Source organism: Dysgonomonas sp. UBA7630, assembly GCF_002483985.1.
GTDB lineage: Bacteria > Bacteroidota > Bacteroidia > Bacteroidales > Dysgonomonadaceae > Dysgonomonas.
In genome coordinates, this window is the sequence record NZ_DLIY01000003.1 from 134916 (window position 1) to 159940 (window position 25025).

The 25025-nt window shown below is 36.7% G+C and carries 19 protein-coding genes; 6 read left to right on the top strand and 13 right to left on the bottom strand.

Annotated features, from left to right (window positions below; all coding sequences use genetic code 11):
* Positions 1 to 196: 196 nt before the first annotated feature.
* Positions 197 to 2098, bottom strand: a complete 1902-nt coding sequence (locus B3P17_RS01310; protein ID WP_422653384.1) for an ATP-dependent nuclease — start codon at positions 2096 to 2098, stop codon at positions 197 to 199.
* A gap of 533 nt (positions 2099 to 2631) precedes the next feature.
* Here B3P17_RS01310 and B3P17_RS01315 point away from each other — a divergent pair.
* From B3P17_RS01315 to rsgA, 6 genes are all read left to right on the top strand, one after another.
* Positions 2632 to 4527 carry a tetratricopeptide repeat protein gene (locus B3P17_RS01315; protein ID WP_252638420.1) on the top strand — a complete coding sequence of 632 codons (1896 nt, stop codon included), beginning with the start codon at positions 2632 to 2634 and terminating at the stop codon, positions 4525 to 4527.
* A gap of 316 nt (positions 4528 to 4843) precedes the next feature.
* Positions 4844 to 5218, top strand: a complete 375-nt coding sequence (locus B3P17_RS01320) for a bactofilin family protein (RefSeq protein WP_252638421.1) — start codon at positions 4844 to 4846, stop codon at positions 5216 to 5218.
* A 61-nt stretch (positions 5219 to 5279) separates the two neighbouring features.
* Positions 5280 to 6296, top strand: a complete 1017-nt coding sequence (locus B3P17_RS01325; RefSeq protein WP_252638422.1) for a ParM/StbA family protein — start codon at positions 5280 to 5282, stop codon at positions 6294 to 6296.
* A 19-nt stretch (positions 6297 to 6315) separates the two neighbouring features.
* Positions 6316 to 6891 carry a polymer-forming cytoskeletal protein gene (locus B3P17_RS01330; protein ID WP_252638423.1) on the top strand — a complete coding sequence of 192 codons (576 nt, stop codon included), beginning with the start codon at positions 6316 to 6318 and terminating at the stop codon, positions 6889 to 6891.
* Between the two features lie 312 nt (positions 6892 to 7203).
* Positions 7204 to 7983 carry a class I SAM-dependent methyltransferase gene (locus B3P17_RS01335; protein ID WP_252638424.1) on the top strand — a complete coding sequence of 260 codons (780 nt, stop codon included), beginning with the start codon at positions 7204 to 7206 and terminating at the stop codon, positions 7981 to 7983.
* Positions 7980 to 9035, top strand: a complete 1056-nt coding sequence (gene rsgA, locus B3P17_RS01340; RefSeq protein WP_252638425.1) for a ribosome small subunit-dependent GTPase A — start codon at positions 7980 to 7982, stop codon at positions 9033 to 9035. Before B3P17_RS01335 ends, rsgA begins: the two co-directional genes overlap by 4 nt.
* A gap of 92 nt (positions 9036 to 9127) precedes the next feature.
* Here the strand turns inward: rsgA and B3P17_RS01345 are convergent, their stop codons facing one another.
* The 12 genes from B3P17_RS01345 to B3P17_RS01400 all read right to left on the bottom strand — a co-directional run bounded on the left by B3P17_RS01345 (position 9128) and on the right by B3P17_RS01400 (position 24864).
* The gene (locus tag B3P17_RS01345) at positions 9128 to 10081 is read right to left on the bottom strand and encodes a hypothetical protein (RefSeq protein WP_252638426.1); all 954 of its coding nucleotides are present in this window, start codon (positions 10079 to 10081) and stop codon (positions 9128 to 9130) included.
* A 20-nt stretch (positions 10082 to 10101) separates the two neighbouring features.
* On the bottom strand, positions 10102 to 11013 hold the full coding sequence (locus tag B3P17_RS01350; protein WP_252638427.1) for a hypothetical protein: 912 nt from the start codon (positions 11011 to 11013) through the stop codon (positions 10102 to 10104).
* 919 nt (positions 11014 to 11932) lie between these two features.
* The gene (locus B3P17_RS01355; RefSeq protein WP_291102771.1) at positions 11933 to 12724 is read right to left on the bottom strand and encodes a hypothetical protein; all 792 of its coding nucleotides are present in this window, start codon (positions 12722 to 12724) and stop codon (positions 11933 to 11935) included.
* A 580-nt stretch (positions 12725 to 13304) separates the two neighbouring features.
* On the bottom strand, positions 13305 to 13736 hold the full coding sequence (locus B3P17_RS01360) for a pyrimidine dimer DNA glycosylase/endonuclease V (protein ID WP_252638430.1): 432 nt from the start codon (positions 13734 to 13736) through the stop codon (positions 13305 to 13307).
* Between the two features lie 3 nt (positions 13737 to 13739).
* The gene (locus B3P17_RS01365) at positions 13740 to 14219 is read right to left on the bottom strand and encodes a glutathione peroxidase (protein ID WP_252638431.1); all 480 of its coding nucleotides are present in this window, start codon (positions 14217 to 14219) and stop codon (positions 13740 to 13742) included.
* A gap of 72 nt (positions 14220 to 14291) precedes the next feature.
* Positions 14292 to 15311: an NAD-dependent epimerase/dehydratase family protein gene (locus B3P17_RS01370; RefSeq protein WP_291102776.1), complete on the bottom strand. Its 1020-nt coding sequence runs from the start codon at positions 15309 to 15311 to the stop codon at positions 14292 to 14294.
* Positions 15312 to 15376: 65 nt separating this feature from the next.
* Entirely contained in the window at positions 15377 to 15859 is a 483-nt protein-coding gene (locus B3P17_RS01375; RefSeq protein ID WP_291102778.1) for a Crp/Fnr family transcriptional regulator, read from the bottom strand.
* Positions 15860 to 15961: 102 nt separating this feature from the next.
* The gene (locus B3P17_RS01380) at positions 15962 to 16324 is read right to left on the bottom strand and encodes a DUF1304 domain-containing protein (RefSeq protein ID WP_291102781.1); all 363 of its coding nucleotides are present in this window, start codon (positions 16322 to 16324) and stop codon (positions 15962 to 15964) included.
* Between the two features lie 246 nt (positions 16325 to 16570).
* The gene (locus B3P17_RS01385) at positions 16571 to 18565 is read right to left on the bottom strand and encodes an NPCBM/NEW2 domain-containing protein (protein ID WP_291102784.1); all 1995 of its coding nucleotides are present in this window, start codon (positions 18563 to 18565) and stop codon (positions 16571 to 16573) included.
* 162 nt (positions 18566 to 18727) lie between these two features.
* Positions 18728 to 19858, bottom strand: coding sequence for a glycan-binding surface protein (locus B3P17_RS01390; RefSeq protein ID WP_291102787.1), 1131 nt, complete (start codon positions 19856 to 19858; stop codon positions 18728 to 18730).
* A 32-nt stretch (positions 19859 to 19890) separates the two neighbouring features.
* The gene (locus B3P17_RS01395) at positions 19891 to 21597 is read right to left on the bottom strand and encodes a RagB/SusD family nutrient uptake outer membrane protein (protein WP_291102790.1); all 1707 of its coding nucleotides are present in this window, start codon (positions 21595 to 21597) and stop codon (positions 19891 to 19893) included.
* A gap of 18 nt (positions 21598 to 21615) precedes the next feature.
* Entirely contained in the window at positions 21616 to 24864 is a 3249-nt protein-coding gene (locus B3P17_RS01400; protein WP_291102793.1) for a SusC/RagA family TonB-linked outer membrane protein, read from the bottom strand.
* Positions 24865 to 25025 lie beyond the last annotated feature (161 nt).

The window sequence follows — 25025 nt, forward strand, 5'->3', positions numbered from 1 at the left end:
AGCATAGTTTGTTTTATTGAGCGATGTAGAATTGTTAAATAAAACAAACTATGTAGATTATACCAGAAACTCCGAAATAGCTTCCTCACATATCAGCCTTAATGGGTGCATAATGTAAGAGCAACACAAATCGTTCTGCGATCTATTTCTGAAAGTGCTGCTAACTAAAAGCTATCAGTTAGACCATCAAGTACTTTTATTGACAGAATATAATTATTTCATTAATTAATGTATTTACATCTTCAAATATTTCTTCCGGAAGCATTTCTTCTGCAATTTGATATTTTTTTATATTGAAATGGTTACATATATTTTCAATAATAGGCTTTCCCTCTTCGAATAGAGGTGCAATTGATGGAATTTTTTCTGATTGCAAGTAGTCTCCGTGAACAATACAACTGTGATTATCTATTAAAAACTGTCTGACACTTTCTTCACTGCACTTTGCTTTTCTTGCTATAGCAGATGGAGATAGCAGATAATTTTCCATTTCCCAACGTCTCCATCTTCGATATCTAAATTCATTATCTCCTTCAACTAAATCAGATGAATAAGTTCTATCCATCAAGCTTTGATGAGTATTCTCATAGAGTTCATTATCTCTATCTTCAAGACTAATACACTTTAACCCATTAATTTCATCTTTTAAGTGAAGAAAAAGTTGTTTCCTTTCTCTATGATTATTGGCGAAAGCCCATATGACTAGGTTATTAGGCCATGGCCTCGTTTTTTCGCACATTTTTTTCAATATATTGGCATCACTCTCATTTTCAACAAATAAAATTCTTCTATATCGTTGAACTAGATCTATTTTAGGAAAATATTCTGTTCCTAAACCTGATAATACCTTTACCTTATCAGATTCTTGTTTTAAATACCTAATATTATTGTTATCCACTGATAAAACTATCTCTGGAGAAACAGATTTTATTACTTCACATGAATGTGTTGCTATTAATACTTGTTTATTTAATTTTTGAGATATCTCTTGAAGTTTTTTTATAAGTTCTGTTTGTAAAGAATTATGTAAGTGGGCATCTGGCTCATCTAAAAGCAATATATCGACGTTAGGATTTATAGCGAAAGTATAAACACTTAACCATTGGAGAAACCCACTGCCTTCTACCATTATATCTCTTTTTGAATATGCTGAAAAAGGAGAGAATCGATTGTTTATAAATTCGCCTTTAACAAAGTCAACTTTAATATTTGTGTGAAAATCAGGATTGAAGAATTTAGGATATAAAACTCCTTTAAAAATTGAGAAAAGAACTTTGTTAAGTATTTCAAAGGAATCATCTTCTCTTAGCTCAGCCAATCCTGCTTTAGGTATCCTTGCTCTATTTTCCTTTTTCTCAGCTCTTATTTTTATATTTTGGTGATAAAGATCCATTATAGTATTCCGTAAAACAGAACCGGCGAGACCTTGACCTATTAACTTATTGNNCCATTGCTCTTTATCTGTTATACCAGCAAATGGAGGTAAATACGCAATTTTAGGGACAAAATCTCCTTCTTGAATATTTGATTCTAAATTTTTAATATATAATCTTTCTTGTGTTAATGCTAAACCTATTTTTAGAAACCTTTCGGGTCCATCTGGGATATCCCAGTAACATTTTATTGATAAACTATATCCACCTGTTGGTTTTAAATTAGTCCATAAATATTTTAAAGAAGGGATATTTATAGGAGTAAAATCATCTATACTTATACCGTAACCATCCCCACGGAACCCGGCGAGTATAGCTCTTGAATTTTTTTCATAGATCAAAACCGTTTTGCAATATTCCCAAATTGCCAAGGCATGTAGTATTGTTGATTTACCAGAATTATTTCCTCCAACAAGTAACGAGAGTCTGGACGGTATTAAATCTATATTTTTCAGATTGTACCGCTTAAATTTTTGAAGTTCTATTTTTTTTATCATACTAAGTATCAGATTTAAATATCTAGTAACAAATATACTGAAATAGGCCACACACTTAACCAATTTTGTTAAAATATTCCTGGAATTAAACCACATATACTTATCTAAAAATGAAAATAAGCCTTTATATTTACGTGCTTCATTTTTCAAAGGTCTCGTCAAACTCATAACTTCCAAATATGAGCCATTCAAATAATTGAAATCATATTGAAAAATAAAACTGTTTTCACTTACTTAACATCAGCTGACGATGATATGCTTTTCGAAATTATATTTTTTAAGTGATAAGTCCTGATTAATTAGTCCTATAAAATTCACTTTCAAAATCAAGTGAAAGAAGGGAAATAAAACCGTAACTCTTTTTTGTTTTCACATATACCTATTTCGATGAGAAACATTGTCTAAAATTATACAAAAGCTTAACTTTACAACAAATTCACAACAACAGTTCTATAAATGTGCTTCACTCTGCATTCACATTATGAATTATCTATCGGAAAAAATCAGAAAAGCCTGTTGTGTATTTACACCCTTAAAAATATATCAGGAGTCGGTTTTATCAGTATCAATTATCGTATCGTTGATGTATAATTTAAATTCTAACCTTGTTTAGCCATATGAGAAACAGATTGAGTTTTCCCTCTCTATTTCTATTCTTTGTATTAACCTTTTTTCAAACTCTTTCTGCTCAAATGCAAAAGATGGATAGCCTTGAAAATGTATTGAAGCTACACTCTTCAAATAATCGGGAGAGGGTGGATATAATGAATGAAATAGGTTACATTATATATTCGAAAGATACCCAAAAAGCTATGAAATACGCCTCTCAATCAGCCCGGCTGTCCGATCAGTTAAATTACGCCAAAGGGAAAGCTGTCAGCCTGTGGGTAAAGGGATTGGCTTATATCAAAAACGATAAACAGTCCTCACTCAATTATTTTCGACAAAGCCTCGTGATGGCAGAAGTCATCAAAGAACAAACGGTAATATGCAATTGTCTGATTGCAATAGGAAACGTATACAAAGAACTTGGTGACATACCCAAAAGTGATAAATCATACGAACGTGCTCTTAAAATAGCGAATGAAATAAATGATAAGAGCCTTTTACTGAAATGTCTCGTAAATGTAGCACGAAGCCATAGTACAAAAGGAGAATATACAAAAGCTATCGAAATACTCGAAAGAGCCATTCTCTTGGGCGAAGAACTAAAGGATTATCCCGTTCTGTCAAAAGCACTAAACAATTTGGCGTGGATTTATGGTACTCAAGGTAATTATACAGTAGCACTCGAATGCCATTTGAAGGCTTTGAAGATTAACGAGCAACTCCATGATAAGTCGGCAATGGTAGCGAATTATGTTAACATTGCCGGAATACAATCCGACCAGAGAGAGTATAAAGACGCCCTCAATTATCTTCAAAAAGCATTAAAGATTTCCGAAGAAATAAAAGATAATTTTAAGATATCCTCGTGTTTGGCTAACATAGGTCATATATATATGAACATGAACGATCCTCGTGCATTGGAATACTACGAAAAATCTTTAAGAATTGGAAAGAATAGCCAACTAAGCCTGACTATTAACATTTTAGTCAACATGGGTACTATATATACCCGAGAGAAAGAATTTCCTAAAGCGCTTGATCATCTCAATGAAGCATTTCTTCTTGCCGAAAAAATAGATTTAAAGCGAGCAAAAGCAGAGATATGGGTAAAAATGGGATTGATCTATATTCAAGAAAAACGTTATGCCGAAGCATTAGATTATTCCCAAAAGGGATTGAAGATAGCCAATGAATTGAAATTACTGAGTCTTCAAAAAGAGATTTATGGACAACTATCGGAGATTTACGCCGCAACAAATAATTATCAGGCAGCATATCAGAATCATATGCTATACAAATTATATAACGATAGTATATTCAACGAAAATAATATAAAGAAACTTGCAGACTTAGAGAGCGCTTATAAATACGATAAAGCAAAACAAGTCTACGAAATAGAAGCCCAGAATAAAGGATTAAAAATAAAAAGCCAACGGGCTGTCATTCTCTTCCTGATTGTAGCCTTCGTTCTTTTATTGTTACTCGTTATAATGACTACCCGTTCGTATAGACTGAAAAAGCAGCTTCTTCGCTTGGAGCTGGAAGAAATCAATACCGAACTGGAGAAAAATCAAAAGGAGATGACCTCAGCAACGCTTAAACTGGTACAAACAGCCGAACGAGATGTTCGCAGCATAAAGATGCTGGAGAATATTGAGAAGAACACAACCCCGGAAGTAAGAGACGATATAAAATCTTTAATTTTCGATTATAGATCACAGACATATAACTCCAACTGGGAGGAGTTTGAAATTTTATTTCAAAAGGTGCATCCATCGTTTTATAAAAATCTTAATGATCATTTTCCTATGCTGACTCAGAATGAACGTAAGCTATGCGTATTTCTTAAACTGAATATGACCAACAAACAAATAGCCCAAATAACATTCCAATCGGAGGAAGCACTCAAAAAAGCACGGCAGCGTTTACGAAAGAAACTCGAGATTGAACGAGATACGAATCTAGTGTCATTTATTCAAAACATATAAATTAATTCGACAAAGAGTAGGATTAAAAAACGTAAGAACGGGGTTATCCAGACATTGGGTAACCCTGTTCTTTTATTAAAAACGTATTATTAGATAGAGCATTCTTATTCATCCACCCCTCTTCACCTTTTTTCACATACAGATGTTAATCAGATACATACAGCGATTATACAATAATATTTTTAATTGTCCCCTTTTTGTCCCACTCCCTTTTTTAGATCCACTACATGATTATACTCTAATTTAGTGCTAGCAATTATTTATCCCAGGAACATCCCTATTCTTTATATATACGAAGATAAATGAATAGTATATCATGATAAAAAAACAAACAGAAAGAAACGATCAACCCGATGATCTAGCCTCTTTAGTGCCGACAGTAATTTGTGAAAGCTTTACTCTTCGAGGTAATATCAAGCAAACTCGAGCGATTCGTATCGAAGGCACTATAATTGGAAACATTGAGCAAGCAGAAACGGTAGTGATAGGAATGACAGGGACAATAAGAGGACATGTGAATACAAAAAAACTCATTGTCTTTGGGCATATCGAAGGAGACATATCAGCTTCCGAATCTGTACTAATAAAGTGTTCGGGGCAAATAATGGGGAGCATCAACACAGAAAATCTGAGTATGGACGAGGGTGCTATATATGAAGGCGAAATAATAATGAAGCCATCCTCACTATAAGAGATATATAAAACATATAATGCTATTATTTTAATTGTTAAACACTTTTTTGAAAAAACCTATGTATGAAATTCAATCCTTTCCGAGTTTAATTGAGATCAACAACACAGTTCTATCCCAAACCTCTAAAGATTTGCTTCATGGACTGAAGATTCAGCACAATGACAAATGGTATATCTGTGGTGATCTAGCCTTGAACGAAGGACAGTTACCTCATAAGCTGATAAACTCCTCTCCTGATGATATCGATTATCAGCTTCTTGCCAAAGCATCAATCCTGCTAGCCCAGGACAAGATAGAACAACCGCTAACAATTACAACAGGCTTCCCCTACTCAACCTATTATATTTATAGAGATAAAGCCGTTGAATTCTTCAAAAAAACCCACCTACTCGACTATGATGCATCAACCCACAATGCAGGGAATAAAAAGAAAGTTGTGCTGGATGTGCAAAGAGTTGAAGTCATTCCCGAAATTGTAGGATGCACAATTGCAATACGCAAAGGAGAGCCTAATATTTCGGGAAGTTTTTTTGTATTTAGTTGCGGCTTTGGCACTTTCGAGTCTATATTAAGCACCGATTCGGGAATCGTAGAACAGGCAATGGTAAGTACACACGGAATCCGTTATGCTGTAAATCTGATGATCAACGAACTGAGGAGTAAATATTATCTCGAGTTGAGAAATGTAAACCAGCTGGACGATGCTTTTCAGCGAGGATATATCTTTTTAAATCGCCAGAATGTTGATTTAAGAGAAATTCGTAAAAATGTTATCCAAACATACTATCAAGAAGTCATATCGCCCAATCTACGCAACATTATCAATGACTCCAACCTTGTGAAAACGAATCGGATATACTTATGTGGGGGTGCGATGTATTATCAGGAGTTAGTAGACTGTTTTATTGCAGAATTTGGACATTTCACCGAGATAACGGTATTGGATAATCCGGAAACACTCGCAAGCAAAGGATATGCTCTCAACTCTTTACGCCTCAGTGGGAGAAAAAGTTCGGCTCTTGGGATTGATATAGGCAATGCAACTACTGTAGTAACAAATTTCACAGGTGAATAGTATAAATAGGGTATAAAAAATGTTTTTCATCAAACGAAAAAAAGCCAAACCTATAGAAAAAGAAACAGCAGAAGAAATAGCTGTATCAAATCAAGACAAAGTTGTTTTAGGTGGATTTTGCTTTACAGGAATGCAAAAAGGAAACTTTTTTATAAAAGATAGGGCTATAGTGGATTCTACTGCGACTATTGATGGAAGCATAACGGCTACCGATTGCACAATCGGTGGTTTAGTTAAAGGGAATGTGTTTTGCACGAACACCATACAAATTAGTAATTCGGCTGTTATAGAAGGCTCAATTATGGCAAAAAAGGCTATTATGGAAACAGGATGCAGAATTAATGGGTCAGTATCATTTGCTCCAAAAGTAGAAGTTTCAATGTTAGCTACAAAACTTGTAGAGGCTGAAAAAATTATAGCAAACAAAAAGATTTCTCAAACCCGAGAACTTCTTACTGAAGAGACGAACATACCCCCAAAAAGCCCTCCTATACCTGAAACAATGCCAGTGGGTAAAGAACAGAAAAAAATAAATACACAAAAGCCTGAATCAACAATAGCTCAATCCGTAGATAATGGTAATAATTGGTGGTAAGTGAATTTTTTAGTAAACATTAGGCGAAAAACTTTGTTCCGGAGTGATCTTATATTAAATCATCACTTCCGGAACAGTTTTTTTATTTATAATTAAATATTTATATATCTTTGCAAGATGACTAAGATTTTACAGAAATCGGATTTGGTATTGTAAACAATCTGTCCTTTCAAAACAGATTGTCCTTTCGTTTACTCTCAAATAAACCTTTTTGAGAGGAATATTCATATTATTATAATTTAATTTTAACCTGCGTACATTAGTGCTACAGCATTGTCATGCTTGTATATGTGCGCTAATACAAATAACGAAATGAATAACGAAAATAAAACAATTCACGATTTCGATTTTAATTTAATCTGCGAGTTTTTCTCTAGCATGGAACGACAGGGTCCCGGTAGTACCGATGCAACACTCACAGCCCTTCGCTTTATTGATAACCTAACAGAAAAATCCCTTATTGCCGACATTGGCTGTGGTACAGGAGGGCAAACAATGACACTTGCCAAGCATATTGAGGGAAAGATTTCTGCACTGGATTTATTTCCCGACTTTATCAATATTCTGAATCGTAATGCAAAGCAGCTAGGCATGGAAGACAGAGTGAAAGGGATTGTAGGCTCAATGGATAATCTTCCTTTTCAGAATGAGGAGTTAGACCTGATTTGGTCAGAAGGAGCAATTTATAATATTGGCTTTGAACGAGGGTTGAACGAATGGCGTAAATATTTGAAAACAGGAGGGTACTTGGCTATCTCCGAGAGTTCATGGTTTACAGACGAACGCCCGGCAGAAATAAATGACTTCTGGATGAATTCATATCCTGAAATAGATACGATACCCAATCAGGTAGCCAAAATACACCGGGCAGGATATCTCCCTGTGGCTACATTTATTTTACCCGAAACGTGTTGGATAAAGTATTATTTTGCTCCTAAAGCTACTGCTGAAGATGTTTTCCTGAATAAATATGCAGGAAATAAAGCTGCTGAAGACCTGGTTACGTCTCAACGCTACGAAGCGGAATTGTACAGCAAGTATAAAGAATTCTATGGCTATACATTTTTCATCGCGAAAAAGGTAAAGCTATGATCGATCTGAATACTTATGGCTGGAGCGATAAATTAAGCCAGCTAAAACAAGAATCAATCCATAAAGCGTTGCCTCACGGACGGGTATCTATAGTCCATCGGACATGCTATGAGATTATCTCCGAAAATGGAATGTTCCAATGTGAACTGACCGGGAATATGATGTTCGGTAGATCAACTTACGATTTACCGAGTGTGGGCGATTGGGTAATTTTTCAGCCATTCGATGACCGGAAAGGGATTATAGTTGATATGCTTCCACGTGAACGGATTTTGTTTCGAAAGAAAAGTGGAACAGTATCTGATAAACAGGCCATTGCGTTGTACGTTGACAAAGCTTTTATTGTACAAAGTTTGGATGATAATTTCAATGTCCGTCGGGCTGAACGTTTTATGGCTCAGATAGTGGAAGGAAACATCAGCCCCATACTGGTACTCAACAAATCTGATTTGGAGTTTGAGAAAGAGAATATAAGCAACGCTATCAAGCACATTGCCGATCGGATACCTGTATTGTTTACAAGTATCCACCAGCCTCAAACGATTCTTCAGTTACGAGAGTTTATCGCAGAAGGAGAAACGGTTGTATTTGTCGGCTCTTCGGGTGTTGGGAAAAGTTCTCTGGTGAATGCACTTTGCGAAGAATCAATATTGCTAACCTCTGATATAAGTTCATCTACAGGAAAAGGACGGCATACATCAACACGTCGGGAAATGGTATTGATGAAGGGATCGGGAGTATTAATCGATACTCCGGGCGTTCGAGAATTTGGATTGGCTATTGAAAATCCGGACTCCCTTTCGGGAATGCTTGAAGTTTCTGACTACGAAGGATTGTGTCGTTTTAAAGACTGTGAGCATACAAACGAACCAGGCTGTGCTGTCTTAGAAGCAATAAATAATGGGACATTAGATCGTAAAGTTTATGAGAGCTATCTGAAACTAAGGAGAGAAGCTTGGCATTTTTCTACTTCGGAATATGAAAGACGCAAAAGAGATAAATCTTTTTCGAAACTAGTAGACGAAGTTAAGAAGCATAAAGAAAATCTCTAATATTCAATTTAAATAATGCAGGTATTTTACAATGCCTGCATTATTTTATTAAATATAAAAATTTAGAGATTAATCTCAATAGGATACACCCTTTATAGTTTCCAAAAAATCAGACTGGTTCTCATTGGTGTAATTTGTAAAGGTGCGGCTCTCGGATACCCGGTATATATACCGGATGTTGTAGTGGCACCAATACGAAACGAAATCTTGTCTCCTTTATTTCCACTAGCAGTAAGGGTTAGCGTAGTAGTCAACTGACTGGCTGTGGGATAGGCTGTCATATTTATCTCTGCTCCGTCTTCAAGAGTAACGTTCGAAGGTAAGTTATCGGCTGGCGCGAAATTATTGTCACCTTTAAGTGCCCACAAATACAACAATCCCCTATACCTGTTAGAAGCAGCATTGGCCGATTGATCCATGTATAATCTGAAGGAGAATACATAAGATCCGGTTTCGGGTAAAGTAATAAATGGTTCGTTTGTTTTGCCGGTAGCGGGGTCAGCCCAAAGTAGAACTCTCGAACGAGCAGGTCTCTCATGGGCTTTTGAATTTGTTTCGGGCTGTACACGATTACCCGACGCAACCCATAAATCTCTTCGCTCGATAACAGACGCAACTTCTTTTGTCTGTATTTCATTCCATTTATTATTGAAGAAGGTATATAAACCCGGTTCAAGTCCTATTCCCGGATTGTTGGTCGTATTATAAACTATCATTCCTGACACAGGATCGGGAACAGTAATATTGTCTGTAACACTTTCCAAAGCTATTCTGTTTGGTAGAAAAGCACTCTTAACTCCACCCAGTTGCAACTGTAGATTCGAATTATCGTCAGGAACAGCACCTATACCGACAGTCATACTACCTAAAGACGAATTGACTGACAAGTCATCCTTTTTTTGTGCTTCCTGTATTGTACCGCTTTGAGGATTGTTCGCTGCTCCATCGATATGTAATGCACCTTTAGGGTTTTGTGTTTTTATTCCGACCTGCCCATGAACATATAAAACACTTAAGCTGGCAATCAATAATATTATTATTTTCATTTTTTTCTGATTATTAAAATTTACTGTATCTTCCAATATACAAAAGTGGTTCGGTTTGCCTCATTTTTGTTAGTACTACCACGAAGATCCCAATTCAGTGCGCCATTCCGACGTCCTATCTTTATAATAATTTCATCATTTACTCTTAGATAGGGCGTGTACATTATTGGAAAGTAGGTATTGTTAGAACTGTTGCTGGAAGCTTTGCCTACAACCATATCTACCCTACTCAATAGCACTTCGTTATCAGCCACTTTCTTAAACAAGTACAAATAGTAATCATCAGCTACCTGTCCCGTATTATTGGTATTACTGGCAGTTTTCATACTTCCGTATAGCCTAAAAGAAAATATATATATTCCTGCATCATTTATAATAATGCTTTGATCGAGAGGAAACAGATTTGCCCCTGCTCCTGTAGTTGTGTTTGTAAGGGGGCTGGCTGATACATTAGTGGTCAACGCTCCGATTTTTGAAACAGTACTTGTCCCACTGTCTTCATAGTCGATAAGCCTTAGCCATTCATTATTCATATTCAGATAAGTACCCGGGCTGACATCATCTTCCTCCGCCCCTCCGGTATTTGTATTAAAAACGATCATTCCGTCATGCGGAGAGGGTACAGTATTATTATCCGATGCTGACTCCAAAGCAACTCGGTTAAGGAGTAAAGCTTTGTCCTGAGCATTCAATTCGAGCGATGCTTCCTTATTCAAAGGTTCGCCGCCTATTACAAGATTTGCTTCGTTATTTGCATTCAACTTGAATATCAGATCGTCTTTTAATTGACTACCGGTAGGGGTGGTCGAATTGTTCTTTTGTACATCTACATTAAGAATCCCAATCGGATTTGCAGTACCAATTCCAACCTGAGCCGTACATGTTCCTGCTAATAAAATAGCAAGGAATATAAATTGTATATACTTATTCATTTGCTTCTTTTTTAGATTTTGAAAAAAACAATTGAAGTTTCTCCCGGCTTTAAAGTCCATGAAGGAGTACCTTCATATGAAGCAATGCGTACCGAGATCCTTTCTCCCCGATGAGCATCAAATCCTAAAGTCAGCGGATATGNNTTCCTTGCGAAAAGGCAGTGGGGTCTATTTCGGCTATATCTAAAACTTTATCTACACTCCCATCACTTTTTAGTGAGACGGCAGCAACATATATCGTCATTTTCTGAAAGGATGAAACAGAGGGTATATCTCCAGATAAGGTAAGCATCATAGCATAAGCTGCATCCGACATTACTTCTATATAATCGGTAGGGATAGATGCCCCTATAGCTACTAGATTTAAAGGGGCAAAACCGGCTGTCTCGTTGGCAGAGCTATATAGTTTTGTAGTTGGCAGAGTCAGCTCAGAATAAAGTGTATATACCTTCGTCTGCCTGTTGCTTGATTCTGTAAGACAATACATCCATTTATTTAGAGCACTATTGAAAACATATAAGCCCGGAATAACGTTATTGGGCACCTCTCCTCCTCTGGCGGTATTATAAACAACCATTCCGTCCACAGGGTTTTTAATAGGATTACCTGCTGCATTTCCCCGAGCATCAATAAGAGCTACTGAGTTAGGAATAAAAGCTTTATTATTGGCTCCTAAACTAACCGAAGCCGAAGGGTGTTCGACATCATTTATTGAAACCGAAAGTCCGTCACTACCATCACTACCTACCAAAACTCCTTTGTTGTCGGCAGGCAATGTAAGACTTTTTATATGCAGTGCGCCTTCGGGTGACACAGCATTGATACCAACCTGGGAATAAAGTGAATAAGCACTGAAAACGAAGACTAGTCCACAAAAAATTATTCTTTTCATTTCGAATCTATGTTAAGTTTTTATTCACTATTTAATAAAATATGATCCCGAGACTACAATTATGTCGTTGGTTGCAATTGTTCCCATATTCATAAAGGTTCCTACACTCTCCCTTACATTTTGGATATAAATATTTCCATCGAAATCAATTTCACACTCTGCTGTAGTTGATATATTTCTTGCAGGGAAGTTCACTAAACAATTTACATTCATGTCACTCTGACTCGTCACTGTTGTAGAAGCAAAGGGTTTATATGTATCTTTATCTGTTCCGCTTGGTATTTCAGCTATCTTCTGCGAATTATGAGTAGTATTCCAAACACTGATATTTGTTCCTACTCGTTTTAGTTTGACAATAAAGTTAACAGCTTTACCATAACTTCTAAATTCTTGGCTTATCACCGACCAGCCGCTAGTAGCCTGCCAAAGATTAGTGAGTACCACATCAGGTATTTCAATATCACCAGCTCCTGACCCTACTCGTATCCACTGAGTTCCATCATTATAATAACACCCTTCGAAAACATCATCGTCTATGTCTTTTGTGTTATATACGAGCATTCCTTTAACATGCTCATTAAGTGGGCTCTTATTATTCAATGCGATCAGCTCAACACGAGGGAGTAATAGACCTTTTGTTGCTGTCCCATTACTATTTTCTTTCAAGTCCAGCAAAGCATCTTGATGCGGAGAAGCACTAGTACCTATTGTTACTTGTGATTGTGCTTCTTGGGGCACAAAAATTAGAATACCGATTAGTAACAAGACTCCTGAGAGTGTCCATCCATGTTGTTTCTGATTAAAGTTTGTTTGTTTCATGTAGTTTAACTGTTTTTTTTATTTATATAATATTTTGAATCTTCTCTACAAAATCTGAATGCTCCGCCCACATCTCAAACGGTGAAGAAAATAAGAGTAATACAATTAGCACATCTCTTCCTGATAGACTATTGAAGATTTGTCTTAGTAAACTATTGTATAATCATTATTTCACAAATAGATGGCTGTTGAAACAACTAAATGCAAATAAAAATAGGATCCTTGTTTACAATAGTTAAACCATAAACATTTAGACATAAGCGTAAAGATCTTCTAAAAGAGATTATTGTGTTAGATATTACGAACTCTAAAAAAATAGATTTATAGTTTGCTAAATAAGTAGAAAAAGTAATGTTGTAGGCATAAGTTATTGTTGATAGTTTTGTCTTTATTAATAGTTTGTCATTTGGGCGTAAAAATAGTACTTTTTATATAACAACATAAGAAATGCGCGCTTCTTTAACAAATATTATCTTTATCTATTAAATAAGAGCTATAGGAAACGATGTAAAAGTAAAAAAACAACAAGATCCTCAATATATAAGGTTAGTAAAAGTACAACCAAACTAACCGTTTAATATTACACTATAACTTCCCATTCCTCAACACCTCCTTCTATTATTTTAAACAAAGGATGTGGATTTAAATTAGCCAATGTTGGTAATTTATCGAATAACTCAGGGCTTCGTTTTTGAAGTTTTCTTCTCAGATGTTCAAATTCATATTCCAACTGTCCTTTCGTTACAGAGATTGGTAGTATATTTTCAATGAGACGGATCTTTTCCTTACTGTAATTATAGTTTCGTCTTACGGCCTCTTTATATATTTCAGTAAGAAAGGCGTCGATATAAAGATTGGGATCGGGGCTATTCTTAAAACGAATTAGCTGAGGATGATTCGTATAGCCTTTCGTATTTCCTAAAAGCACATTCTTAGCTAATAACCCTTCACGCCAGGAGGCATTAAGCCCTGCCGAATCAAGATACATCGGATGTAAAGACCATAGTCGCATATATTATTTTTCTAATAGTTTTTCGATCGTACCTGAGATTTTTGACGGATTGGTTATTGGAGCATAACGATCAACGATACTCCCTTCCCTATCAATCAAGAATTTCGTAAAATTCCATTTTATAGAATCGCCTAAGAATCCTTTACTATTTTCTTTCAGGTATTTATACAGAGGATCGGCATTCTCTCCATTTACGTCAATCTTTGCAAAGGTGGTAAATGTCGTTTTATACTTCATCTCACAAAACGAGGTAATCTCTTCATTTGTTCCCGGAGCCTGTTTCCCGAACTGATTGCAGGGAAAGTCCAATATTTCGAACCCCTGATCTTTATACTTAAGATATAACTCCTGTAAATCTTTATACTGAGGGGTGAAACCACATGCTGTAGCAGTGTTAACTATTAGCAGAACCTTCCCTTTATAATTGGATAAAGGAACATCATTACCTTTACTATCCTTTACGGTAAAATTGTATATACTCATATTTATTGCTTTTACCATATACAACAATCTCGACCGCTTTTAGATTAAATTATAACAAGTTTTAAAATATAATTATTTTAATAATCTTTCTCTTTCTTCCCACATATACAACAAAGCCGATTTCAAAGCTTGCTTAGAAGACTTCGGACTAAAACCGAGCTCTCTTCGGGATTTAGATATATCAAAATCCTGTACCAACCCATAAAACATATTGACTTCTTTGGTCGTCATAGCAGGAGCTTTCCCCGATATTTTAGCTCCAAATCCTAACAGAGCACCGAATAAATACAGTACAAACCGAGGAACAGGTATCGGCTTTTTAAGCCTCAGTTGCGGAAACAATTCATCAGCCAATTTGATTGACTCAGTAATAGTCATACATTTTTCATTCGCCAAAATATATCGTTCTCCCGACTTACCCTTCGTTGCAGCCAAAGCACAACCTTCTGCCACGTCATTTACATCTATCCAATTGAGGGTTATCTTGGTTTCGATAGGCAACTTATTGTTCAATATAGCCTTTAATATTTCATTCGAATTACTCAAGCGGTCTGCTATCACGCCCCCTATCATGGCTGAAGGTAATACGGCAACCAATTCGATATCATGCTTCTTTGCTAATTCGAAAGCGAGTTTTTCTGCATCATTTTTTGAGTTATAATACATATCCCTACGGTCGGGATTGTAGCCTGATTCTTCATTGATTGGTATTCCTTTTGTATAATCCAATGCGGCAATGGAACTGACATACACAATTCGCTTTACTCCGGCTTGGGCTGCTGCCTCTATCATGACTTTGCAGCCATTCATATTCACATCGTAGATCTCTTTTTGCGGATCTTTTGCCCACAGCTTAAAGACGGCTCCTACAGCATAGAAAGTATCAACACCACGCAAAGCCTGAAGCATTGAGTTCTTATCGGTTATATCTGCCTGTACAACTTCGCAATCAAGCCCCTCGAATGGTTTTGTATTCTTGATATTGCGGACAGATGCTCTTACTTGATATCCTTTGGCGATTAAAAGTCTTACTAAGTTATTTCCTAAATGTCCGTTTGCTCCGGTAACTAAAACGATATTCTTCTGTGTCATTGTTTTATATTTAATAATTATGACACAAAATTCGGAATCGTAAAATCAATTACACTTGACTTTTGTTAGTTAATCAGATTTCGTCTTATACGGCTAAGGCTTTCCGGTTTTATACCAAGGAAAGAGGCGATATATTGCAATGGAACATTCTGAATAATGTTCGGATAAGACTTCATTAGTTTAAGATAGCGCTGTTCGGCAGATAATGTTGCTAAATCTTTAGACCGCTCTTCATTATAGATTACAGATTCTTGTAAAACCTGCATTCCATAATCTTTCCAAAACGTGCTTATATTTATCAATTTATCATAATCCTGCTTGGTTATACGAAGTAGTTGGCACTCGGTAACAGTTTCTACATTTACCGAAGCTTTTGTTTGGTTTATAAAATCTGAAAAGGCAGTAAAGAAACCGTGAGGACAATTGAGATGCGTAGTAACTTCATCTCCATTATCGTTATAATAAAACAGGCGCATAAATCCCGATATGATATAATATAAATGCTGTGGAATTTTTCCTATTTCTTCCAAAATTCTGTTCTTTGGCATCAATACAGGCTGAAAAAGCGTTTTACACAGTTCAATGTCTTGTGATTGTATTTTATACCTAATTGAAATATCCTTGATCAGTTGTTCATGCATAGTCCAGAATCATTTCAATAATAAAACAATAATTGCAATCAGAGCAGGTACTGCCTGCTTGATAAAGATCGATTTTTGAGCTGTGACAGCGCCATAAACTCCTGCAATAGCAACACAGCTAAGAAAGAACAATGCTATATTCTGACTCCAATCAGAATCTCCAATCAGCAGTGACCAGATAAGCCCTGCGGCAAGAAAACCATTGTATAAGCCTTGATTAGCTGCCAATCCTTTTGTTTTCTCGAACAATTCATCGGGAATACTTTTGAAAGTTGTACGGCCTTTTGTAGTCCATGCAAACATCTCGATCCAAAGGATGTAGATATGTTCAAGAGCGACAAGACCTATTAATATTTTAGATAATATTTCCATCTTTTCTTCTTTTAGAGTATTACCTTACGAAGTAAAGATTTATTTTTCAAGATCGTTATTACAATCTTTGCTTTTTATTGTCTAATGCTATTTTTTCGATTCTTTACACAAATAATAAAGTAAATTCCGCTACGTGTATATATACTGTTTAAAACATTACAGGTTCCTGCATAACTGCAGAAACCTGAATGTGAGAGTAAGCAGAAGAAAAATATCTACACTCAATTATTTTATATTAATCAGCATCTATTTTTTAGGCGTAACTTTTACAAACTTTACACCATGATATGGAATATCTGCTTGAAAGTTATTTGTAAAATTACCAAGATCTTTTTGTCTCCAAAGATCTCGAACCGTTACTTCACCCTGAATACCAAGCTTAGAGAAATCTAATTGCATCTTATAAGTCTCATTCTGTATTGCTTCTGCACTATCCTGATCCCACAGGATGAAATACGGATCTACATGAAAAAGGCCTACAGCATAAGATCCATCATATAACTTCTTATACCAGATTTGTCCATTTTCTGTCATAATTTTAACGGCAGGAGCGACAAGAGGATCTTGATTGACAGCAATAACTTCTCTGTTTGTCAGCAGATTTAAAGTAAAGTCATCTATATTCGCCATATCGCAACCTATGAGCAATGGAGCAGAAAGTATACTCCAAAGAGAGAGATGTGAATATTGTTCATCGGCTGTCAGATATGAATCATGAACCTTTTCTCCCCAACCTTTCCCAAGCTTACCTATTACCAACATGTCGGGGTCATTGTACTTGCCGGGTGCTGTTGCCGGAGCACAAACATCCTGAAAGAATCCGATCGCTGTAACAACATTCCACTCATCTGTAATATCACGGGTAGTGCGCCACTGATTGCCACCGGCTTGTTCTCCCCAGTTCCATACATTGGGTGCACCATAACCAACACAGTAAACAATATCTCTATTTACTTTGTCCAAAGCTTTTCTCATTACGATATATGGCTCCTGAATTGATTTTTCTTCAGAATTTTTCTGTATTTCCAAGTAGCCGCAATGGTCATATTTTAAATAATCAACGCCCCATTTTTCCCATGTTTTTGCATCAATCTCCTCATGCTGATAGCTTCCGACATGACCACCACAGGTTATATGTCCGGGCGAAGAATAAATACCGAACTTTAATCCTAAGGAATGGATATAATCGGTTAAGGCCTTGAAATTAGGGAATTTCTCATTTGATAGGATTTCTCCTTGCTTTGTCCGCTCTTTGGCTTCCCAGCCATCGTCAATATTAACGTAAGTCCATCCGTGTGCATGTAATTTATCATTCATCATTCGGGCGGCGTCACGTACTTTTTCGTCATCTACCGATAGTCCCCAACAGTTCCAGCTATTCCAACCCATAGGTGGGGTTAGAGCTATTTCATCTCCAATTTTAAAAAGAACCTCTTTTTCATCGCGCCCTTTATCATTGCTAGCTTTTAGCAATACTTTATATTCTCCTTTTGTTTTTGCTTTACCTGTAATAAATCCTGTTGTCTGGTCTAACTTCAAACCATCAGGTAGCCCTGACGCTTCAAACTTCATCGGACGCTGACCTGTAGCCATTATTGTCCATAAGAATGGATTACCGGGACGAGCTCCATAAACCAGCGGATTGTTTATGATTGGATGTTCGGGTGATTGAGGTGTTAAAATATATTTCTCTTTGGCAATAGCTTTAGGCCATGCAGGAATAGGTTTTACTTCGCCTCGTGTAGTCACTTTCACATTGATCCAATCCGCATGATCATACATGATGCCATCTCCACATTCTTCGACAAGTAGCAATACTTTATCTATTCCAGACAAGTCAACATTAAATTCTTGAATAGGATCACCTTTCTTCACAACACCGCTTTTCCAAAGCTCTTTACGATCTCCTATAATCTTGAACTGAAATTTTCCCGCATAAAGATTATTATCATCAGCTCCTGCCAATCCGGATATGGATAATGCTTTACCATCCAAATCGAAAAGCATACGTCCGATTGAATGTGCCCCGATACCCCGTTCGTAAACCACTCCGTTTACGGTTAGAGGAGTCCATACTACAGATTTATTAATTTGAGGGGTTCCCCAGTCTTGCACATAACACGAGCTAGAGCCTAGTTCATCTATCCATACTTCTTTTATGGGACCATTATTACAAGATTGTACACTCAGAAAAACTGCCATTATTGCAGCCAAAAGTGTGAAGTTCCTTTTTTTTCTCATTTTTATGTTTTTCTAATATTATAAGTTATTCATAGATGTAGGCAGTATCTTTTTTGCCTGAAAACATCAGAGGCGATGACGATCGCATCATCGCCTCTGAGCAAACTAAATTTATCTACCTGCAAACCTTAACCACAACTAAAAATCTTCAATAATTTGCAGTTAATCACCTTTTTTGCATACCCGTATGTTATCAAAAGCAAAGTTACGCGCTATACTTTGATCTATTTCAATTCTCATATTGAAGGAATGGTAGTACATATTTTCCGGATAAGTTCCTGAATAGTTTCGCTTGAAAGGTAACGTTATCGTTTCCCAGCGATTGAAATTCTGGAATACAAAATCAGAAGGTTTCCATTCCATTGGTGCCGCATCCCAGAAGAGGTAATTGAAGAACTTAATCTTACCATCAACAAACTGGTTGGCGGTATAAAACTCACATTTTATAACATACTGATCCGAATGATCTAACATGTCGTCTGTTAGCGGCGTATTCCCTATTTCTATTATATACCACCAGCTACTCCAAGCAGACTTTTCATTTATATGCAAGTAATTACCACTCAATCGGTTTTTATCTTTCGGATCGGTAACTACATTGGTCATACTGCTTGGTACACGATTATCAAAGTCTACAATCATACATTCGTTGTCATAGTATCGTCCCGGACAAGTAGACTCTATCTCATATTTTAAAGACTTCACCTTTACTTTGATATTTTTATCTACACCAAGGGGAACTCTTGCTGTCAGATAGTTATTCGCCGATTTGATCACATTCGATGATTTGCCATTGAAATCAACTACAGCACTTACTGAATCAATTTCATAAAGATTAAAGAAGTCTCCATAAATCATGATTGTATCACCCGGCTGTGTATATTCATTAAACATACGAACAAGCTTAAGGTCGGGAGCAATGGTCTTTAGAGGATAGTCTTGACGACCCAATTTATTATAAATATAAACTTTATCAGTAGGCTCAAGAGATAGTTTAACCGGAACCTGCATATACAATACATCCTTCTCTGTATATACTTCTACCATATCAACTTTAGATTCATTCACATAAATAGAATCTATATTATGAATATCCAATCCCGTTCCATGAATAGCAATAAAATCTCCTAGTTTGGCTTCGGTAATCGGGGTGTTCAGATCATTTATTGTTGTTATGCCTGATATTTGAATTGCAGTAGCATTATTTTCATCTTCCGAACATGCTGTAAAAAACAATCCGAGAAGCAAAGCTGCACTCAAGCATAAGCTTTTGATATTAAATATTTTTTTCATTGATCAACTTATTAATAATTAATAAATCAGAATTACCATCCAGGGTTATTCCTATCGATATAAGGATTGGTATTTACAACATCCAAAGGAAGTGGTAATAAAAGATGTTTCTCTTCACGACGTTTAATAACATCATTCTCGTCTGTTACACCAATAGCATTCATCACTTGCAAATAGATACCCCATCTCAATAAGTCGAATCGGCGAATACCTTCAGCAGCAAACTCTTTTGATCGTTCTTCCAAGATGTAGGAACGGAAAGATTCTTTTGTAAATGGAACTTTCGCATTACGAGCTGAAGCGGTTGTACTATTGTTTCTTGCATTGAGCCAACCTATCTTTTCAAAAGCATCGGCAGTCGGGCCATTCAGTTCATTATCAGCCTCGGCATAGATCAACAATGTTTCAGGATAACGCATGTAAGGCCAATTCCAATCGGAACGTGTACCATCCAAAGGAGTAGTAATTGCGGCAAACTTCAAGAGTTTAGATCCATAAGTTACAGCAGAATTAGCTACTACATCACTTGGATCATAGCCTTTTTCGCCTTTGCGTACATATACACTATCACGCTCAGGATAAAACTGATAGGTCATTTTACCGGTCTGTTTGTTATAAGTGGTAGGAATGCGGTGCATTACACCCCAAGTGATACGCTCATCGTCCCAATCATCAAACAATTGCAACCAGTGGTCTCGCTGAATATAGTAACCACTCGACCATTCACCATTATTTTCAGGTTTAGGATAACCCAAATAGTCAGATGTTACATAGTTATAGAACAATGTTCCGTCTGAAGAAACAGTCTGTAAACAGAACTGGAATTCTGGTCCATTCTTATATCCTGCACTCCATAGTGTTTCTTGATTTGGAGCCAGACTAAATTCTTTTTCAGCAATAACCTCTCCGGCTTTTTCCTTAGCCAAGCGATAATATTCCTGAGAATCGAACTCTTCGTAACCTGCTACCAAATTTTTTTGATGTGTAATAGGAACAGGCATTAAGCGAGATGTTGTTCCATCAGGATTGGTTTTCTTTCCGGGACCACCTTTCACTGTTATCTGACCACTCTTCATAGAAGCAGAAGCAATAGTAGCATATACCTTAGCCAACAAAGCCTTAGCAGTACCTCGGCAAACATGTCCCTGTTTGTATTCAGAATCTGTACGTGGCATCAAAAGCTGTTCGGCTTCCAATAATGTTTCTATAATATGCTCATATACTTCTTTTACCGATGAGCGAGGCAGCTCTATAGCATTACCTTCCGATATCGATATTTTATACAACGGAATTGGTCCATAAAACTGTACCAGATTGAATTGTGCCCATGCCTTCAGGAAACGGAGTTCGCCCATAGCATTTTTGCGCGTTTTCTCGGGTACGGAAGTCATTTTGCTAACCAAAGAATAATGATAGTTAGCTCTATGGATAGTCTGAGAATAATATTTATAGAAATTATTATTTGATCCCTCATCATAGAAGTTTCCGGCTCCGATAGAACCAAAAGCCCATGTAGGTCCTGATTGGTAATCAGTATCAAAATTCACAATGTTATGATAGTTTCCCCACTCGAAAGGAAAATGCAGAGTATTATATGCTCCAGCAACTAATTCTTCATATTTTCCCGCAGCAACCAGTTTATCGTTAGAAGAGAATGTATACACTTCTTCATCCAAATCGCAAGAGGTCATCAGAAACAAACTTGTCACACAGATGCCCAATATTTTAGTAAGTTTCATATTCATGATTTTTATAATTTAAAAAGCTAATTGAACACCCAAATTAAATGTACGGGCACTTGGATATGAAGACATATCTACACCCCTGCGTGTAGGATCACTACCAAATGCATTTACATCCGGATCATACCAGTCATATCCCGAAATAGTAAACAGATTAGATACACTAGCCACTACATTGAGAGATTCTATATATTTTACAGGAGATGGCCATCTGTAACCTAAACTGATATTCTTACAGCGGAGGTATGAACCATCTACAACATAACGATCCGACGCTTTCATAGAGCGAGTATATGTTCCGTCAGCACGAGGCCATAGCGCATTATCTCTATTATCTGGAGTCCAACGGTTGTCCCAAACAAATTTCGGCATGTTACCTGAACCTGCTACATCAAAGCTTCTTAGGTTAGTATTCAAAATATCATTTCCCTGTGTTCCTTGCAGCAAGAAACTGAACGTCCAGTTCTTATAAGTCAATGTACTTGTCAGACCATATTGGAAATCAGGATTCGTATTTCCGATAATCGTTTTATCACGTTCGTCAATCATCGGATCATCGTCCATATTCTTATACTTAATCTGCCCTACCATACTCTTTATCTTAGAGTCTGACTGTGTTTTATAATAAGGATCGGCACGAACTTCTGCTTCGTTATTATAAAATCCATCTTCAACATAACCGTAGATAATACCAATAGGCTGTCCGTTTCTTCTCAGGAACATGCTTTCCATGCCCCATACAACATCGGAGAACTGATCGGCATTTAATCCTCCAATTACATTCTTATTAAATGAGATATTAGCATCCAAAGTCCACATCCAATCGGATGTTTTCACAGGCATAAAGTTTCCACTAAGCTCGAGTCCTTTGTTTACTACGTTTCCATAGTTACATGCTAATTCACTAAATCCGGAACTAGCATCTATATATCTGTATTGAAGCAAATCGGTAGTTTTCTTATAGTAATAATCTGCTGTTAGATTAACCCGACTGTTAAAGAAAGATACATCTAGTCCCAAGTCATATTGGTTTGTAGTTTCCCATTTGAGATCTACAGCAGCAGGTCCTCCCCAACGGTCTTCTGCCATACCCGATGTTTGGCTACCATCAAAAGGATAGTTCTGGATAGTAAAGCGAGAACGTGTGGCGTATGCACTGATCCCCTGATTACCTGTTTGTCCTGCACTTAAACGAAGCTTTAGATTATCAAAGAAATTTAGATTCTTAATAAATGCTTCTTCTCCCAAACGCCAAGCAATAGCTCCGGAATAGAAGTTAGACCAACGGTTTTGTAGAGCAAAACGGCTCGATCCATCACGACGGTATGATGCTGTAAACAAATATTTATCTCTCAGGTTATAATTACCACGAACCAAATAAGACATCAATTGAGATTTCCATCTGCCACTGCTTATTTCACGGTCTTTAATACCTGCATTGATATTATTATCTTCGGTATCATCCGTTGGATAATTTTTACTACTCATCGATTTGCTTTTACCCATCGATTTTTCATAAGTCATACCCACCACAGCATTAACAGCATGTATGCCAAATGTCTTATTGAATGATAGCAAAGATTCGGTTGTAAGACCTTCGTAAGCACTATCATCTTTTCGTCCATAACCATTTGTTGGTGCTTGCCCAGATCCTGTCCATCTGTTATAATACTGATTACGTTCATAAGAGTTGTAACCATAGCCTACATTCTGGCGGAATTTCAACCAATCAGCAAAAGTTACTTCTGCAAAGCCTGATGTATATACAGATAAAGATGTCAGAATATTTTTTTCTGTATGAGCTGTTAGGTAAGGATTAGCCAAACCGCTTGAAAAATCTTCTGAGAAACCAGAGTCAGCCTCGGGGTCAAAAACGGGACGAGTAGGATTAAATCCAATAGCGGATTCAATTACGCCATAATTTTCACTGTTGGTACGAGCCAAACGGTTGTCTGATTTAGAAAAAGTTATATTATTACCAATCTCGATCCAATTATTTACTTTGCGTGTATTATTGGCACGTACATTGTAACGTTTGTAATAAGAGTTAACAATGATCCCTTGTTGATCCAGCATCCCCCCTGAATACATAAAAGAACCATTTTTATCACCACCTGAAACGCTTAAATTATACTCCTGACTAGTGGCTGTGTGAAATATTTGATCTTGCCAATTTGTGCCATAAAACAATTTTCCATCCTGATTTCGATCATATCCATTCCTAAAATCATCAGGACTTGGTAGATACTCTCTCTTTATTACAATTTCTTGACCTGTAATAGGGTCTTTGCCTTTAGTTTCTGACCAACGTCCCGGAATTGGATAAGGAAGATTGGCAGCATCAACATAGCTTTTGCCATCATACAGATAGCCATTGACAACCAACTCATTTCTGTACTCGGCATATTCGGCAGCACTTAATACCGGAATTTTTTTAACGGCAGACGCCACATTAAAATTAGAGCTGAATACTACTTTTGTTTTTCCACCCGAACCAGACTTAGTAGTAATGATAACAACACCATTTGCAGCACGAGATCCGTAAATAGCGGTCGCTGACGCATCTTTCAATACCTCGATAGATTCAATATCATGAGGACTGATCATACTTAGCGGGTTATTTTTTTGCTTTGTTCCATAATCGGTTTCAGGAGCTTCGCCTGTAGTAAAAGGTATACCATCTACAATATAGAGAGGTTCGGTACTTGTAGTAAATGAGTTAGCTCCACGAATCTGGATACTAATCCCTGAGCCGGGAGCTCCATCTGCTTGCGATACAGAAACTCCGGCCATTTTACCTTGCAAACCCTGATTGATACTCACCGGATTTGTTCTAAGTAGTTCATCGCTTTTCAAAGAAGAAACGGATCCGGTAAGGTCTCTTTTCTTTACTGCACCATAACCTATAACCACAGTTTCTTCCAACATTTGGCTATCTTCTGTCAATACAACATCAATGGTATTTTTACCTTTTATAGCTACTTCTTGCGTTTGATAGCCTATAAAGGAGAAGATAAGCGTTCCATTCTTGGGAGCATCAATCGAGTAATGTCCATCAATCTCTGTGATTGTCCCCACATTTGCATTTTTTACACGGACCGTAGCACCAATAACAGGACTCCCTGATTCATCAGTAACCACACCTGTAATTTTTACTGATTGAAGAGCTTCTAATGTAGTAGCCTCCAAACTGTCCGGAACAAATATCAGTGCTATAATAAGCACCCATATGATTCCAGATATAGAACCGAATAGTCTTTTCATAGATTTAATTTTATAAAATGAGGTTTTTCACTGTATTAAAAGAATTCTCATAAAGTCTCGAATTTACCTTATAGATTACTAGTAAATTTTACACTATTAGCCTGATTCTATTTAATAGTTTAATAGTTCAATGATTTTTCGTTTAGTGTTTGTACGGGTGG